This window comes from Microcoleus sp. PH2017_34_RAT_O_A (genome assembly GCF_020737885.1).
In the GTDB taxonomy this organism is placed as follows: domain Bacteria; phylum Cyanobacteriota; class Cyanobacteriia; order Cyanobacteriales; family Microcoleaceae; genus Microcoleus.
Genome location: NZ_JAEQDD010000003.1, coordinates 38,636 through 52,983 on the forward strand (window position 1 = coordinate 38,636; position 14,348 = coordinate 52,983).

The 14,348-nt window shown below is 44.9% G+C and carries 14 protein-coding genes and 1 pseudogene; 8 read left to right on the forward strand and 7 right to left on the reverse strand.

The features are described 5' to 3' along the window. Positions 1–60 precede the first annotated feature (60 nt). Both lepB and JGK11_RS02370 read left to right on the forward strand, forming a co-directional pair. Positions 61–678, forward strand: coding sequence for a signal peptidase I (lepB, locus tag JGK11_RS02365; protein WP_293176094.1), 618 nt, complete (start codon positions 61–63; stop codon positions 676–678). A 286-nt stretch (positions 679–964) separates the two neighbouring features. After that, positions 965–1,288 (forward strand): DUF1825 family protein, encoded by a 324-nt coding sequence (locus JGK11_RS02370; RefSeq protein ID WP_293176096.1) that lies wholly within the window; start codon positions 965–967, stop codon positions 1,286–1,288. A gap of 191 nt (positions 1,289–1,479) precedes the next feature. Here the strand turns inward: JGK11_RS02370 and JGK11_RS02375 are convergent. Continuing rightward, a pseudogene (locus JGK11_RS02375) lies at positions 1,480–1,605 on the reverse strand (transposase); the annotation flags it as partial. Between the two features lie 51 nt (positions 1,606–1,656). On the opposite strand from JGK11_RS02375, the gene JGK11_RS02380 reads away from it, so the two are divergent. Then, positions 1,657–3,090 carry a transposase gene (locus tag JGK11_RS02380; RefSeq protein WP_293176098.1) on the forward strand — a complete coding sequence of 478 codons (1,434 nt, stop codon included), beginning with the start codon at positions 1,657–1,659 and terminating at the stop codon, positions 3,088–3,090. A 13-nt stretch (positions 3,091–3,103) separates the two neighbouring features. On the opposite strand, the gene JGK11_RS02385 is transcribed toward JGK11_RS02380, so the two are convergent. Further along, positions 3,104–5,023 carry a transglycosylase domain-containing protein gene (locus JGK11_RS02385; protein WP_293176100.1) on the reverse strand — a complete coding sequence of 640 codons (1,920 nt, stop codon included), beginning with the start codon at positions 5,021–5,023 and terminating at the stop codon, positions 3,104–3,106. A 319-nt stretch (positions 5,024–5,342) separates the two neighbouring features. Between JGK11_RS02385 and tyrS the strand changes: the two genes are divergently transcribed. The 3 genes from tyrS (at position 5,343) to JGK11_RS02400 (ending at position 8,117) form a co-directional block, all read left to right on the forward strand. Then, positions 5,343–6,575, forward strand: a complete 1,233-nt coding sequence (gene tyrS / locus JGK11_RS02390) for a tyrosine--tRNA ligase (protein WP_293210528.1) — start codon at positions 5,343–5,345, stop codon at positions 6,573–6,575. Between the two features lie 231 nt (positions 6,576–6,806). Continuing rightward, the gene (pyrF, locus tag JGK11_RS02395) at positions 6,807–7,526 is read left to right on the forward strand and encodes an orotidine-5'-phosphate decarboxylase (protein ID WP_293176102.1); all 720 of its coding nucleotides are present in this window, start codon (positions 6,807–6,809) and stop codon (positions 7,524–7,526) included. Between the two features lie 9 nt (positions 7,527–7,535). Beyond that, positions 7,536–8,117, forward strand: coding sequence for a hypothetical protein (locus JGK11_RS02400; RefSeq protein ID WP_293176104.1), 582 nt, complete (start codon positions 7,536–7,538; stop codon positions 8,115–8,117). A gap of 23 nt (positions 8,118–8,140) precedes the next feature. On the opposite strand, the gene JGK11_RS02405 is transcribed toward JGK11_RS02400, so the two are convergent. Beyond that, on the reverse strand, positions 8,141–9,952 hold the full coding sequence (locus JGK11_RS02405) for a bifunctional serine/threonine-protein kinase/formylglycine-generating enzyme family protein (protein WP_293191182.1): 1,812 nt from the start codon (positions 9,950–9,952) through the stop codon (positions 8,141–8,143). A gap of 209 nt (positions 9,953–10,161) precedes the next feature. Next, positions 10,162–10,848 (reverse strand): uracil-DNA glycosylase, encoded by a 687-nt coding sequence (locus JGK11_RS02410; RefSeq protein ID WP_293176108.1) that lies wholly within the window; start codon positions 10,846–10,848, stop codon positions 10,162–10,164. A gap of 220 nt (positions 10,849–11,068) precedes the next feature. Here JGK11_RS02410 and JGK11_RS02415 point away from each other — a divergent pair, with 220 nt between their 5' ends. Together JGK11_RS02415 and JGK11_RS02420 are read left to right on the forward strand one after the other, a co-directional pair. Next, on the forward strand, positions 11,069–11,740 hold the full coding sequence (locus tag JGK11_RS02415; RefSeq protein WP_293210430.1) for a phosphoribosyltransferase family protein: 672 nt from the start codon (positions 11,069–11,071) through the stop codon (positions 11,738–11,740). A 42-nt stretch (positions 11,741–11,782) separates the two neighbouring features. Then, entirely contained in the window at positions 11,783–12,073 is a 291-nt protein-coding gene (locus JGK11_RS02420; protein WP_293176112.1) for a hypothetical protein, read from the forward strand. 121 nt (positions 12,074–12,194) lie between these two features. On the opposite strand, the gene JGK11_RS02425 is transcribed toward JGK11_RS02420, so the two are convergent. The 3 genes from JGK11_RS02425 to JGK11_RS02435 form a co-directional block, all read right to left on the reverse strand. Beyond that, the gene (locus JGK11_RS02425; protein WP_293191180.1) at positions 12,195–12,566 is read right to left on the reverse strand and encodes a VOC family protein; all 372 of its coding nucleotides are present in this window, start codon (positions 12,564–12,566) and stop codon (positions 12,195–12,197) included. Between the two features lie 62 nt (positions 12,567–12,628). After that, positions 12,629–13,462 carry a DUF3037 domain-containing protein gene (locus tag JGK11_RS02430; protein ID WP_293176116.1) on the reverse strand — a complete coding sequence of 278 codons (834 nt, stop codon included), beginning with the start codon at positions 13,460–13,462 and terminating at the stop codon, positions 12,629–12,631. 27 nt (positions 13,463–13,489) lie between these two features. Further along, positions 13,490–14,272 carry a HipA family kinase gene (locus tag JGK11_RS02435; RefSeq protein ID WP_293176118.1) on the reverse strand — a complete coding sequence of 261 codons (783 nt, stop codon included), beginning with the start codon at positions 14,270–14,272 and terminating at the stop codon, positions 13,490–13,492. Positions 14,273–14,348 lie beyond the last annotated feature (76 nt).

Below are 14,348 nucleotides of genomic sequence, written 5' to 3' on the forward strand. Positions count from 1 at the left end.
AGAATCTTAATTCTCTGCCTTTTTTATGAATAAGAGTCAATAAAATTATAGGAGGAGTAAATGACATCTGAAGAAAAGAATTTTGGTACAGAAGTAGCAGAAAACCTACCTGATACTTCGACTTCGCTCAGCACAAGCCCGTGGTGGCAAAAAGCGTGGAAATCGCAGCGAGAAAATCTTCAGATTGTGATTATTGCTTTGGCTTTAGCAATAGTGATTCGAGCGTTGGTGGCAGAACCGCGCTTCATACCCTCAGATTCTATGGTACCAACTTTGCGCGTGGGCGATCGCGTCGTAGTCGAAAAAATATCCTACTACCTGGAACCTCCAAAAACTGGTGACATCGTAGTATTTGCGCCGCCGGAACAGTTGCAAGAACAAGGCTTTACCGCAGACCAAGCATTTATCAAGCGGGTAATTGGCTTACCAGGTCAAACAGTAGCTGTGAAAAAAGGTCTAGTTTACCTCAACGACAAACCCCTCGTTGAGAAATATATTGCCGAACCTCCTAAATACCAGTGGGGGCCTTATGTCGTCCCGGAAAATCAATACTTCGTGATGGGAGACAACCGCAACAACAGTAACGACTCTAGCAGGTGGGGATTTTTACCTAAAAAGAATATCATCGGCCGGGCTGTATTGAGGTTTTGGCCACTTGAGCGTATCGGACAAGTTTGAAGAAGTCAGTTGACAGTTGACAGTTGACAGTTGTCAGTTGTCAGTTGTCAGTTGTCAGTTGTTATTGCAAGCCCAATGCCATAAAGACCCCATGCCCCATCCCTCGACTTCGCAATTCCCAATTCCCAATTCCCGATGCCCATGCCTTATCCTGTACGGAAATTTCTACTGATTTTTGCGCCTTGAGCGGTAGAGAGTTCCTCCGGCAACTGATAAAATAGTACCAAAAGCAGCGGGATTTCCCGCCTAGATCAAAATCACTTCAATATTAAAAATTAGGAAAGCTATGGGATTTTTTGATTCAGAAATTGTTCAGCAAGAAGCCAAGCTGTTGTTTGAAGACTATCAATCTCTCGTCGCACTAGGCGGGAATTACGGCAAATTCGATCGCGAAGGCAAGAAGATGTTCATCGCTCAGATGGAATCAATGATGGATCGCTACCGTATTTTTATGAAGCGCTTCGAGCTGTCTGAAGACTTCATGGCTCAGATGACTGTAGAGCAGTTAAAAACACAGCTAAATCAATTTGGCATCACGCCCCAGCAGATGTTTGAGCAAATGAACTCAACGCTGGAGCGGATGAAATCTGAACTGGAAAAGCAATCATAAGTTGACAATTGACAACTATCAACTGTCAACTGTCAACTGATAATTAACTAGCAGCCGGGAAGTCCCTCGGTGTATTTAGAGGGGATGAATCTCAATTGCTACGCTCCGTACCCCGACTAAATTACCGTAGGGATGAAAGGCTCGTCGGTCGGAGGAACACCAGCCCGACAATTAGACTCAGTTACCGCAAATCAATCTTTGGGAGAGTCTTGATTCTCAATATACTTCCTAAGTATGGAGACGGTAACACCTCGGCAAGAAGCAATAAAATACGAACTGCTCCACAAAACATCTTTACGATAAAACTCATTCACCCTTTCAGGGAATTCACTCTATACTGTGGGAAGGTCGAAAAAAAGGAAGTTTTCATGCAACTGACGTACAAATACCGCCTCAAACCTACGAAAGCCCAACTAGCAACAATTTCGACTCATCTAGAGCTTTGTCGCCGGCAGTACAACTACCGATTGAGTGAAAGATTCAGATGGTGGGAGTCCACAAGAACGCCTGTCAATGCCTGCCCTTTAATTGCTTCCATAGTGCCTGTTGAGGAAATTTACCAAAATATTCCTCTGACTAGAGTGCAAACTAGAGATGGCAGAAAGAAAGATGAATCAGGCAATCCTTTGACCAGGAAAGGTGATGTTTTCTCGAATATTGAAGGCGGATACGTGCAGTGGCAAACCATCCAGTTAGCCGATCTAAAAAATACTAAAAAGCTATTTCCTGATTACAAAACTTTGAATTCTCAAGTTTTGCAGGATGTGATTAACCGAGTGGAAACTTCCTTTTCAAATTTCACCACACCCGACAAAAATGGCAATCGTAGAGGCAAGCCCCGATTTAAAGGATTTCACTACTACAAATCTTTTACTTATCCTCAATTAGATAATTTAGATATCGCCAAGGATGAGCAAAATAGGATTTGCATTAACCTTGCCAAAATAGGTCAAATACCGATGGCATTCCATCGTCCAATACCAACAGGATTAACGGTTAAGACGGGGACAGTTATTAGAGAAGCGGACGGGTGGTATATTTCCCTGACGCTAGAAGATAAGACGGTTCCCGTGCCGGTTGCAGAAATTCAACCGACTGATGAAAACACTCTTGGTATTGACTTGGGAATTACTAATTACGCTTACCTTTCTAATGGCGAAAGAATTGAAAATCCTAGATTCTTGAGGAAATCTGCCGAGAAATTAGCAAAACTTCAGGCGAAGCTAGCTAGTAGAGTCAAGGGTTCTAAACCTTGGCAAGTTATAAAAAGCAAGATTTCTAGACTGCATCAATTTGTAGCTAGAGCGAGACTTGATTTTCAATTCAAGACGGCACATGAATTGTTTCGTAAATGCGATGTTTTGGTGGCTGAAGATTTGAGTATCAAGAATTTGACAAGACGCGCTAAAACTAAAACCGAGATCGACAATGGTAATTTAGTTTATTTGCCAAACGGTCAATCTGCCAAAAGCGGCTTGAATAAATCAATGCTTGATGCTGCTCACGGTCAGTTTGCTAATGTTCTCAAGTATGTTGCCTGGAAATTGGGTAAAAATCTTTTGTTTGTCGAGCCGAAGGGAACTTCTCAGTATTGTTGGAATTGCCTCAATAAAGTACCAAAAGAGTTATCGGAAAGATGGCATTCTTGTCAGTGCGGTGAGTCTTTGGATCGAGATGAAAATTCAGCCAAACTTATCAAGAAAATTGGTCTGAGCGATCAAAGTGGCGGGGGAACTCCGTCACTCAAAAAAGCCTTTGCAAAAAAGGAAAAAGAAGCCTGCGGTCTAACTGTACTCAGTTGACCGTCAGGTTCGTTCACGGTCGTTCAAAAGATGAAGCAGGTTTGAAATCTTCTTCAGGAACGCCCTGCAAAGCTTGGCTCATAAAATCGCGCCAAACAGGGGCAACGATTGTACCGCCAGTAGCACCGTAGCTCATCGGTGTGTAATCGTCGTTGCCTATCCAAACAGCCACCGACAACTGCGGCACGTAACCCACAAACCAGATATCCCTTTCTGAGGAAGTTGTGCCAGTTTTCCCAGCAGCGGGCCTCCCAATTTGGGCAGCCTTGGCAGTACCGTTGTAAATTACTCCTTGCAGGGCGCTGTTGACGGATGCCGCAGCCCAGGCGTTGAGAACTAATTTTGGTTTGGGCGTGTTGTCAAGCAAGACGTTGCCGCTGCTGTCGGTGACTTGCACGATAAATGTGGTGTCGGAATGCCAGCCGTTGTTGGCGAAGGTAGCAAAAGCTCCGGCCATTTCTAAAGGAGTGAGGTCAACTGCACCCAAGGGTAAAGAAACTACGGGTTCCATGGGACTTCTGATGCCGAGCACCCGGCAAATTTCAATTACTTTATTCAATCCGACTTCTTGGCCGAGCTTGACAGCGGGAATGTTCAGTGATACTTCCAAAGCTCTGCGGATGCTGACGGCACCGGAGAAGCCGCCGCCGTAGTTTTGAGGGTAGTAGTATCCGTCGCCGTCGCGGTAGCCGACGGGGGAGTCGTAGACAACTGAATCGGGGCCGTATTTGCCTGTAGCAAAGGCAGCGTAGTAGATGAAGGGCTTAAAGGAAGATCCGGGCTGGCGGCGTGCTTGAATGGCGCGGTTGAATTCACTCTTTTGGTAATCGACGCCACCAACCATTGCTTTGACGAAGTGGGTGCGGGGATCGACGGCTGCTAGGGCAATTTGACCTTGGTCGCGATCGTAAAAAAGTCCTTGATAGTAAAGTCGATCGTGCCACGCTTTGACGGTTTCTTCGGCGATGCGCTGTAGTTTGAGGTCGATCGTAGTTTGAACGCGCATTCCACCCTTGAGGACGGCATCTCGCCCAAAACGCCGTGTCAACTCCTGGACTACGGCTTGTGTGACGTAAGGAACTTGAGAGCCACCAAAAGAAGTGATTTTGCCCAGCTTAATTTTTTGCGCTCGGGCGCTTGCTTCTTCAGCTATTGTAATCCATTTGAGTTCCCTCATCCGGGTTAAAACGATTTCCTGCCGTTCTTTTGCCAACTTGTAGTTGACAAAAGGACTGTATTCTTCGGGAGCGGAAATTAAGCCGGCCAGCATCGCTGATTCTGCAAGGCTCAAATTCTCGGCTGACTTGTTGAAATAGCTTCTCGAAGCTGTCTCTACGCCGTACAAGTTGTGACCTAAATAGATTTGATTTAGGTACAGTTGCATAATTTGGTCTTTGTTAAGAATTTGCTCCAAGCGGATAGACATTACCGCTTCAGCTATCTTGCGACTAAATTTTGATTGGGGAGATAGAAACAAGTTCTTGACTAGCTGCATCGTCATAGTCGAGCCGCCTTCAACAGTTCTACCTTTCTCTAGGTTGACTATGAGAGCTCGGGCTATCCCGCCGGGGTTGATACCTTTGTGGGTAAAGAAGTTGCTATCTTCGATCGCCAGAACAGCCCGTTTCAGGTTCGGGGAGATTTTTTCAAGGGGTACGACATCCCGGTTAGCTTCATCGTGGATGCTGGCTAGGGGGCGGCCGTTGATGTCATAAATGTGGGTAGTTTCGGTGGGAGAGTAGGTTTGCAAGATGCGAACATCTGGCAAATTGCGGAAGCTGATCGCTAGGCCAACCAGTCCGCCGGCGACTACGGAACTGGCAAGCATGGTCATGCTGAGTATGGTTCCGGCGGTCACTTTGCTGACTGACTGAACAAACTCGAATACAGGGGCTGGGTTTTCCGTATTTTTGCGGACTGCGTTGGTTGACACGTGGATTTCACTTCCTCACTCGATTTGGGGTTTAAGACTTTTAATTTTAGATGGCAAGGCTGGAGGCTGTCAGTTGATCGATTTTAGATTTTAGGTTTTAGATTTTAGATTTTAGATTTACTCCACTGATAAATTTAGGAGTTTGAACCTTAGTCTAAAATTGTGGGATGTCCGCGACTCTTGTCGGGGCTGGTATCCCTTTCTGGATGGGTTTGCTAATAAAAGCTGGTCAGCTTTGAGATTATAGTAGCTTGATAGTTGTGTGTTTATGTGTCAATCAGTGAGTGTAACTAATTCTGCTGCACTTTTGCAAAATATAATGATGGACGATCGCTCTTTTATGATTTCTCCTAACTTTTCTGGAATTTACCGCGGCATCAGCGAGATTTTTCCCGATCGACCTGATTCTAGCAACCCTGACGAAAATCTGGCCCAACTGCTGGAAAAAGTCGATCGACCGTTGCGAGTCAAACTGGGAATCGACGCCACAGGGGCGAACATTCACTTGGGACACAGTATTTGCTTCCGCAAGCTGCGAGCTTTTCAGGATGCAGGCCACACGGCGGTACTGGTCATCGGAGATTTTACCGCAAGAATTGGCGATCCGACTGGGAAGTCGGAGACGCGCGCTCAGTTGACAGCCGAACAAGTGGCGGAAAATGCCAAGACTTATTTAGACCAAGTGCGTCCGATTCTAGATTTTGACACGCCCGGACGTTTGGAAATTCGCTATAACTCCGAGTGGTTGTCAAAATTGGACATGGCGAAGATTTTGGAACTGCTAGGCACGATGACGGTGCAGCAGATGCTCGCTAAAGAGGGATTTGATAACAGGATGCAGCAGGAAAATGCGATTTATTTGCACGAGTTTCTATATCCAGTAATGCAGGGTTACGATTCAGTAGTGTTGGAAGCCGATGTGGAGTTGGGGGGAACTGACCAAAAGTTTAATATTGCGGTGGGAAGAGATTTGCAGCGGCATTTTGGGATGAAACCGCAGTTTGGTTTGCTGATGCCGATTTTGATCGGGACTGACGGCGTGCAAAAGATGTCGAAGTCTTTGGGTAATTATGTAGCTTTGTCGGAAGATCCGCTGACGATGTATTCTAAGTTGGAGAAAATTGCCGATCGCTCGATCGCCCAGTATTTCGAGCTATTGACAGATTTGCCACTTGATGAATTGCCAGAAAATCCGCGCGAAAAACAGAAACTTTTGGCTGTGGATGTGGTAAGTCAGTATTTTGGGAAAGCAGCGGGCGATCGGGCACAACAAGATGCGATCGCGCTAATCAAAGGTGCGGCGGGACAAGCTGATGCTGTGGCGGAGTTTTCTTTAGCAAGCGTGGAGTTTCCGGCCAAGTTGTTTTATATTCTGAGTGCTAGCGGATTGTGTAAAAGCAGTGGCGATGCGCGGAAGTTGATGCAGGGCGGCGGAGTGAAGTTGGAGGGCGATAAAGTTTCGGATGTTAATCTTACCTTTGAATCACCTGCTGATTTATGCGGTAAAGTTTTGCAAGTGGGCAAAAATAAGTTTGTCCGCTTAGTGGATTGAGTTGGGATTTGTTAACCGCCATTGGTGTCAACTTAAGTCTATAACCCTTGATAAATCTCGCTTTGCTCCGAGGCCAGATCCCCCTAAATCCCCCTTAAGAAGGGGGACTTTGAGAATACTCTTGTCCCCCCCTTCTTAAGGGGGGTTAGGGGGGATCTAGACCCGAACCCCAAACAGCAGTCTGTGACTACGTTTGACGTTTTGACACCAATCTACTATGAAGTTCTTACTATGAAAGATACTACGATCGCAGATAAAATTATTGTTCCTTTGGATGTCCCGAGTCAAGAAAGTGCGATCGCCCTGATCGACAAACTGCCCGACGTATCATTCTGGAAAGTCGGTTTAGAGTTATTCGTTAGCTGCGGGCCGGCAATTATCGAGATTCTGAAAGAACGGGAAAAACGGATTTTTCTCGATTTGAAATTTCACGATATTCCGAATACTGTGGCGGGTGCTTGTCGTGCTGCTGCTAAATACAATGTAGATTTATTGACCATCCATTCTACTTGTGGTAAAGATGCTTTGAAAGCGGCACAGTCAGCTTTGGTAGAAGGGGCGGCGGCGGTTGAGAAACCGACTCCTAAATTGATTGCAATTACGCTGTTAACGAGTTTGAATTCGCGACAGTTGGCTTTCGAGTTAAAGATACCTTTAGAGTTGCCGGAATATGCTTTGCACATGGCATTGTTAGCTAAGGAAACAGGTTTAGCTGGTGCTGTTTGTTCTCCCCAAGAAGCGGAACAGTTAAGAATGAGTTGCGGGGATGATTTTTTGTTGGTTTGTCCGGGGGTTCGTCCAAAATGGGCTGATGGAGGCGATCAAAGGCGATCGATGACTCCGAAGGCTGCTTTAAAAGCTGGTGCTGATTATCTGGTGATTGGGCGGCCGATTACGGCTTCCGACGATCCGGTGGCGGCTTTTGCGCGGATTTGTGAAGAGATTGGATAAACAGAATCGATGAACACAGATCAACTTCCATCCGCGTTCATCTGTGTTTATCTGCTAACATCTGCGGTTGCAAGTCCGACTTTGGCTGCTAATTTTGTCACAAATGGCGATCGCAGTATAAACGCAAGTCGGTACAGTTTGTTAGCGCGATCGCCCTGTCCGGCTGATTTGGAAGCTTTAGTCGATCGCCTGTTGCAGGATTTGCCGAGTTATGCTAACCGGGTAATTGTGCGATCGGGCTTTGCTCCTAACAATTCTAGGGCGATCGGTGACGTGCAGCGTCAAATAATTTTAGCAGGTCGCCCGGAGTTTGAACCGCTACCTTTAAATTTTGCAGAAGCACTTCCCGAAAATGCCAGTCAAGTTTTTATTACTACTTTGGAACTGCAATATCGCGGAGGAAAGCGAGTCGAGATTCAGCAATATCACTGGCTGTTTTTAGCTAAAACAGAGAAGGGCTGGGAATTAGTAAAAATTGTTTCTAGGTTTGGTACAGTGGCGGATGTTAGTCCGTTGTCGCCGGCAGAAAACGAAAAAAGCGCAATTGCTGAGGCGATTCGTTTGTGGTTGCGAGATTGTTATGCAAAATGAGAAAGTATCAAGGGTTGAGAAGTTCATACACCAACACATACAACTCGAAAACCACAGTCATGATAGTCAAATTCCGGCGTATTGAAAAAGCGAAAAGCAGAACGGCAATTCCTCGGATGGTAAAGCCACGACCCCCCGCGCAGCACCCTTGCTATTTTATTATTTTGAGATTTTACTAATAATTCAATAGAATTTTGATAGCGATTATCATTACATTTTTCATCCCAGGCGCTACCATCAGTTGGTGCTCCGTAATAGCTACCGTGCCAGGGGTCAACGCACCACTCCCAGACGTTCCCGTGCATATCATATAAACCAAAAGCATTGGGAGAAAAACTGCCTGCATCTGTAGTTTGTTCTCGATACTGACTTTTTGGTGAATTATTGTAAGAGTAATTACCGTTATAGTTAACAATATCTGTAGTAATTGTTTCACCAAAATAGAACGGTGCAGTCGTACCAGCACGACAAGCATATTCCCATTCTGCCTCAGTGGGCAAGCGATAATTGCGTCCAGTATGTTTAGATAACCTAGCACAAAATTCCACCGCCTCATACCAAGAGACATTTTCTACTGGTAGGTTATTGCCTTTGAATTTAGAGGGGTCTGGGTTGAGATGATATTGAATTTGTGGCAATTTAGCAACGGCTTTCCACTGTGCTTGTACGATCGCATATTTTCCGAAAAGGAAAGGTTGAATTGTGACAGGATGTTGAGGTTTTTCTTTATATTGGCTTTCTGCTTCAATGTCTGGCGCACCCATTGTGAAGGTTCCACTGGGAATTCCTATCATTTCTAACTGCACGCCATTTTCCAAGTCTTCAGTAAAGGATTTGAAGTAAGAGGCTTTTGGTTTAAATTTAGCTGATATTTTATTAGCTGCTGCTGAAGAATGAACGGGTTTTGCTGGCGGTAGTGGTGCTAATATTTGATTGGGTAATACTGAGATTGAATCAAGAGCTTGCAATACTTCTCCTGCTGATTGATAGCGCGCACCAACTGGAAATAGTATCATTTTATCTAAAATTTTTGCCAAGTCCTTGTTGAGATGAACTGTCTTGTTTTTCCAGTTCCATTGCATTTGCATCGGATCGAAAAGTTCATCAAACAAAATTCCATTTATCTCTTTCAGGAAACATCCGGTTAATAACCGAATGCAAGTTACACCAAGACTGTACAAGTCACTCGCTGGAAAAACATGACCTTGCATTTGTTCCGGTGCCGCATAACCAGGAGTGCCAGTTACAGTTCCCACTTTAGTCAAAACACTACCGCTCAATTCCTTGGCAACTCCAAAGTCAATCAATACTAAAGAACCGTGAGAATTTCTAATGATGTTTTCCGGCTTAATGTCTCGGTGAATTACCTTTTGGTTGTGAACAAAATCTAATATCGGTAGCAATTCATTCAGTAATTGTTTAATTTGTTTTTCGCTAAACTTTCCCTGCTGCTCTAATTCTTTTAATAAATCCTCACCGTCTATAAATTCTTGTACTAGATAGAAGCGTTTATTTTGTTCAAAAAATGCCAATAGATCGGGGATTTGAGGATGTTTGCCTAAATCTCGCAGTCTGACTGCTTCTTGTTTGAATAACTGCGTCGCTTTCTGGATGGCGGCATTCCCTTGTAGTTGCGGGAGAAATTGTTTGATTACACAAATTGTATCGAGTCGATGTTCGTCTACGGCTTTGAATGTACGGCCGAAAGCTCCTTCGGAAATGTATTTTACTGCACGGTATCTGTCTCCGAGTAGCAGTTTGTTTCCGCATTTTTGGCAGAATTGGGTGATGGGTGGGTTGGGATGGAGGCAGTCGGGATTAAGGCATTGACTCATAATTTTTTTTGGTTTAATATTTTTAGATTAACATAATTTACCTATTTTAATACCAGTTGCCAACAAGCTACTGTTTGACGATTAGACCCTCGATCCCCCCTAGCCCCCCTTAATAAGGGGGGGACAAGAGTGAACATCAAAGTCCCCCTTTTTAAGGGGGATTTAGGGGGATCGAGACTCTGGTAAAAGCGAGATTTATCATGCTCTCTTTAACTTACTGCTTTAAATTCATCCAATTTAGCTTTTACTGCCTGCATATCTTGCCACATAAACCATTTTGGTGTTTCCGGTTCGCGGGAGGGATTTCGCAACAAGTATGATGGGTGAAAAATTGGCATACACAAACGTCCTTCCCATTCAATCCATTGACCTCGAATTTTACTAATTGGTCGCTTGTCGCTTAACAAACCTTTTAGGGCTGTAGCACCAGTTAATAAAATGATTTTGGGGTCTAAGATGCGAATTTGTTCGAGCAAGTATGGTTTGCAAGCTTCGATTTCTTTTGCTGTGGGAGGGCGGTTGTTGGGAGGGCGACATTTGATGACGTTGGCTATGAATGCGTCGGTTTCTGTGCTCAATTCTACGGATTCTAAAATCTTATCTAACAGTTTGCCCGATCGCCCTACGAAGGGTAATCCGGTTTCATCTTCATTTTGTCCGGGCGCTTCTCCCACAATCAAAATCGAGGCTTGAGGATTGCCGCGCCCGATGACGGCGTGAGTGCGGGTATTTCCCAATTCGCAGCGGTGACAGCGGTTGCAGTGTTCGCCGATTTGTTCCATGTTTTGATAGGTGCCGGCGGGAATGGGAATTTTGGCATTTGCTGGTATTGAGTCGTTTTGGAAAGCAGCACTTTGATTGCTGTCAAAAAGGCTGAGTTGCAAGTCGCTGGACATATGTTTAAACAGTTGATAGTTGACAGTTGACAGTTGATAGTTGATAGTTGATAGTTGATAGTTGACAGTTGATAGTTGATAGTTGATAGTTGACAGCGAAAATCCGATCTAGGTTTTTGCTCTAATTGTGCACCGTCAATTGTCCGCTGTTAAAGATAGAGGGGATTTTGGGGAAGCTAGAGTTATAGTTTAGATCGGGTTTGCTCGTACAGGCAAAAATATGTTCTCTAACCCGTTTTTTGACGATCGCGCCGATGCAGGCGAAAAACTGGCCGAGGCAGTTGCAGGCGAGCTCGGCAAGTTGAATTTAACAACACAGGATACTATTAAACCGATTGTTTACGCCTTGCCGCGCGGGGGTTTGCCGGTTGCTGTACCGATTGCGCGCCGCTTGGGCTGTGCTTTGGATGTGGTTGTCGCCAAGAAAATTACTCGCCCAGATAATTTGGAATTGGCGATCGGGGCTGCAACTGCTGACGGCCAGGTTCTCTGGCAAAAGCAAAATCAGCAAAATTTACGCTTGCAAAAATCAGCACTCCAGCAGGCTGAAAATAGCGCTCAATCTCTGTTGGCAGATTTGGCTTCGGGACGGCCCAATGTCAGCGCAGCGGGGTCTTTGGCGATTTTAGTGGACGATGGGATTGCGACGGGGATGACGGTGGCTGTGGCGGCGCAGGCTTTGCAGTCGCAGCAACCGATGGCTTTGTGGATTTGCGCGCCCGTCGCCCCGCCAGAGTTGATGGGATTTTTGGCGCAAATGAGCGATAAGTCGATTATTCTGGAGACTCCTCACCCTTTTTACAGTGTTAGCCGCTTTTACGCCCAGTTTCCGCAGGTGGAGACGGCGGAGGCTTTGGTGTGTTTGCAGCGACAGATTGAATGGCGATCGTAGGTTAAGCTGGAAGGCTACATCCAAAAGCTCGATCGTTAAAACATGAGAAGTTGGGAATATTGGTTGAACACTGTGATTCTGTCTAGCCAGCAAAATCCGCCTCGGTTTGTTGAGTTGGTGATGTTGACTTTGGCGATGATTTTTCTCGGGCTGTGGAGTGTAACGTTGCAGTGGCAGTATTTAACGCTGTCTTTGAGTTATATCATTGGTTCCTCTTTCTCAATTTTGGTGCGGGAATATATCGGGCCGCGGCCTCAATTTCAGTGGACTCATTTCACTGCTTTGTTGTTGTTAATTATCAGTTTTTATAGTTTTGCTGAATTGATTAGATAGTTGAGGGATTTTGAAGGAATCACAGGCGGGACGCCTGTTCCACCACAGAATCACCACCACAGAATAACAGGCGAGACGCCTGTTCCACCGCAGACTACAGGCGGGAGGATTATCCTAGACTCTAATGGGATTGATGCAAAATTAGGCGATTTCCGGCGGGATCGAAGGCATAGATTTCTAAACCGTGTGAGGCTTTGATAATTTCTCCGGCGGGGGGATATCCTAAGGCCCAGATTCGGGCGATCGCAGTTTCGATATTGCTGACTTCCAAACACAAACTCATGCCTGTTTTGGCTCGATTTGCAAATTCCGATTTGTGGGAATCTTTCGGTTTGAATATGCCGAGTCTCAGGCCGGGGAGTTGAAATTCAGCATAATTATTGGGAATGTAAGGGTTTGGTTCTAGGTCGAGAAATTTGGTGTAAAATTTAACGAGAACTTCTTTGTCAAGGTCTGCTAAAGTCACGAAGGCTGCGCTGTATTGGAAACTCATATAAATGGGTAATGGGTAATTGGTAATTGGAGATTGGGGGAATTGGCAATGGGAAAATCGCTTTACCTATGCAATAGATTCCCCTTCTCAAGTCTTTCGATTACCCAACTTTCAACATCTTCTTCTTGAAGAACCTTTGCACCAAGTTCTGAGTACGTCGAGGTAGCTTGCTGATAATTTTGCTGAGATTCTTGATAGTTATCAGCGTCTTTTTTTGGCGGTAGTGCCATGATTGCAATAGGAAAATTAGGTTGACACTGTTTTACATCAGTAATCATCCAAAACAGAGATTTTTGCAGGTGTTCCGGTATCTTCACCTCAAATGATACACCGTGTGCTGCCAAGTAAGGTTGCCCATTAGCAACAACTGCATCAAACTTGTGAGAGTCTCGACTACCCTGCACGGAATAACTTGTTTTTAGGAGTTCTTTAGCATCATTTTTCACGTACTTTTGAAAAACATTTCTAAATTTAGAAGTGGTCAATCTTGCAGCATCTTGGCGGTCACGTCGATGCGGCTTTTGGGAATTCAAATCTACCAAAAAATTACTAGCAATATCTTCTAGTAAACTATCGACATCTGCTAAGGAGCCACGAGGTTCTGTCCACTGAATACTATTGAGCCAATCCTGGGCAATTTTATTTAAACGTTCCTGATAAGGAGCATTTGGGTTATCCCCAGGAAAAATCAATCCACAGTCAGCAGCTTGGGACATTCGCTGAGCAAACTCTTTCAAGAAAGTAACATCTTCCATGCCAAAATGCCGCACCCGCTCCCAGTTTGTGAGAAACTGAACGCGCACCTGTTCTTCGTTAAAAGCAACAACGCCAATATTAATCCGTTCGTTAGCAATTGGATTGGGAACGTATTGAACGATACTATACTTGCTTGCCATTGTTTCCGCCTTTTTGTCTGACAGTGGCTATAAGAGCGCCAGTAAATCCTGTCTTCTTTTAACAAGATACTCTACCATGGTAACACGCTCGTCAATTGTAAATCCCCATTCCCTGGGCGGAGCAGCCACAGCTTGAATAATGCTTTCTTCGCTGACAGCATCGAGAAGCATAAGTCCCTGGCTAATCTCCTCTGGCTTTAGTTGACATTTAGAAACAAGGTGGGGGTTTATCTCAGCATTAGCAGCTTCGAGCAAGTCGCGCTGGTTCCACTTTGGGCCGCCTGGAAAGAAATGACCGTGGTCTACAGAGTAAACTAAATTGGGACGAAAATTTTGATAGATGAATTGACAGTCATTAGCATATACCCATCCGTACAGCAAAATCAGCAAAGCAAACCTTTCGCGGTTTTCGGGCTGGTTTGTGTGCTTGATTTCTTCTCTTTCGGCAGAACATTTAGGGATGTAAAGCGTAGCATGAGCCGTTCCAGGAGTAAGATAAGAAAATCTAGAATCTTCAGCAATTAGTTCCTCATAAATTTCAACAATACAAGGTTCTCCCACAGGTGCTCCGATTGCGATACCGAGTCTTGCTACCACCTGATCGTTGACGATTTGACGCCCTGCTTGTTGCCCCTTGATGACATATTCCCGCTTATCAATGCCCCGTGCTAAAACTGGACGTGCGGCAGAAGCCCACCCTGAATGAAAGGTAATGATAATTATCGGATCTTCAGCTCGATCGATTCCGGCTTCTAAACAATCTTTCCACCTTTTTCTTCTCTCTTGCTTAGTCTCTGCACTATCGCTCACAATAATTTTGCAGTCATAAATTTGCTGGAAAATTATACATTATCACTTTAGATAGCAAGACTCAACGATTTTTTTT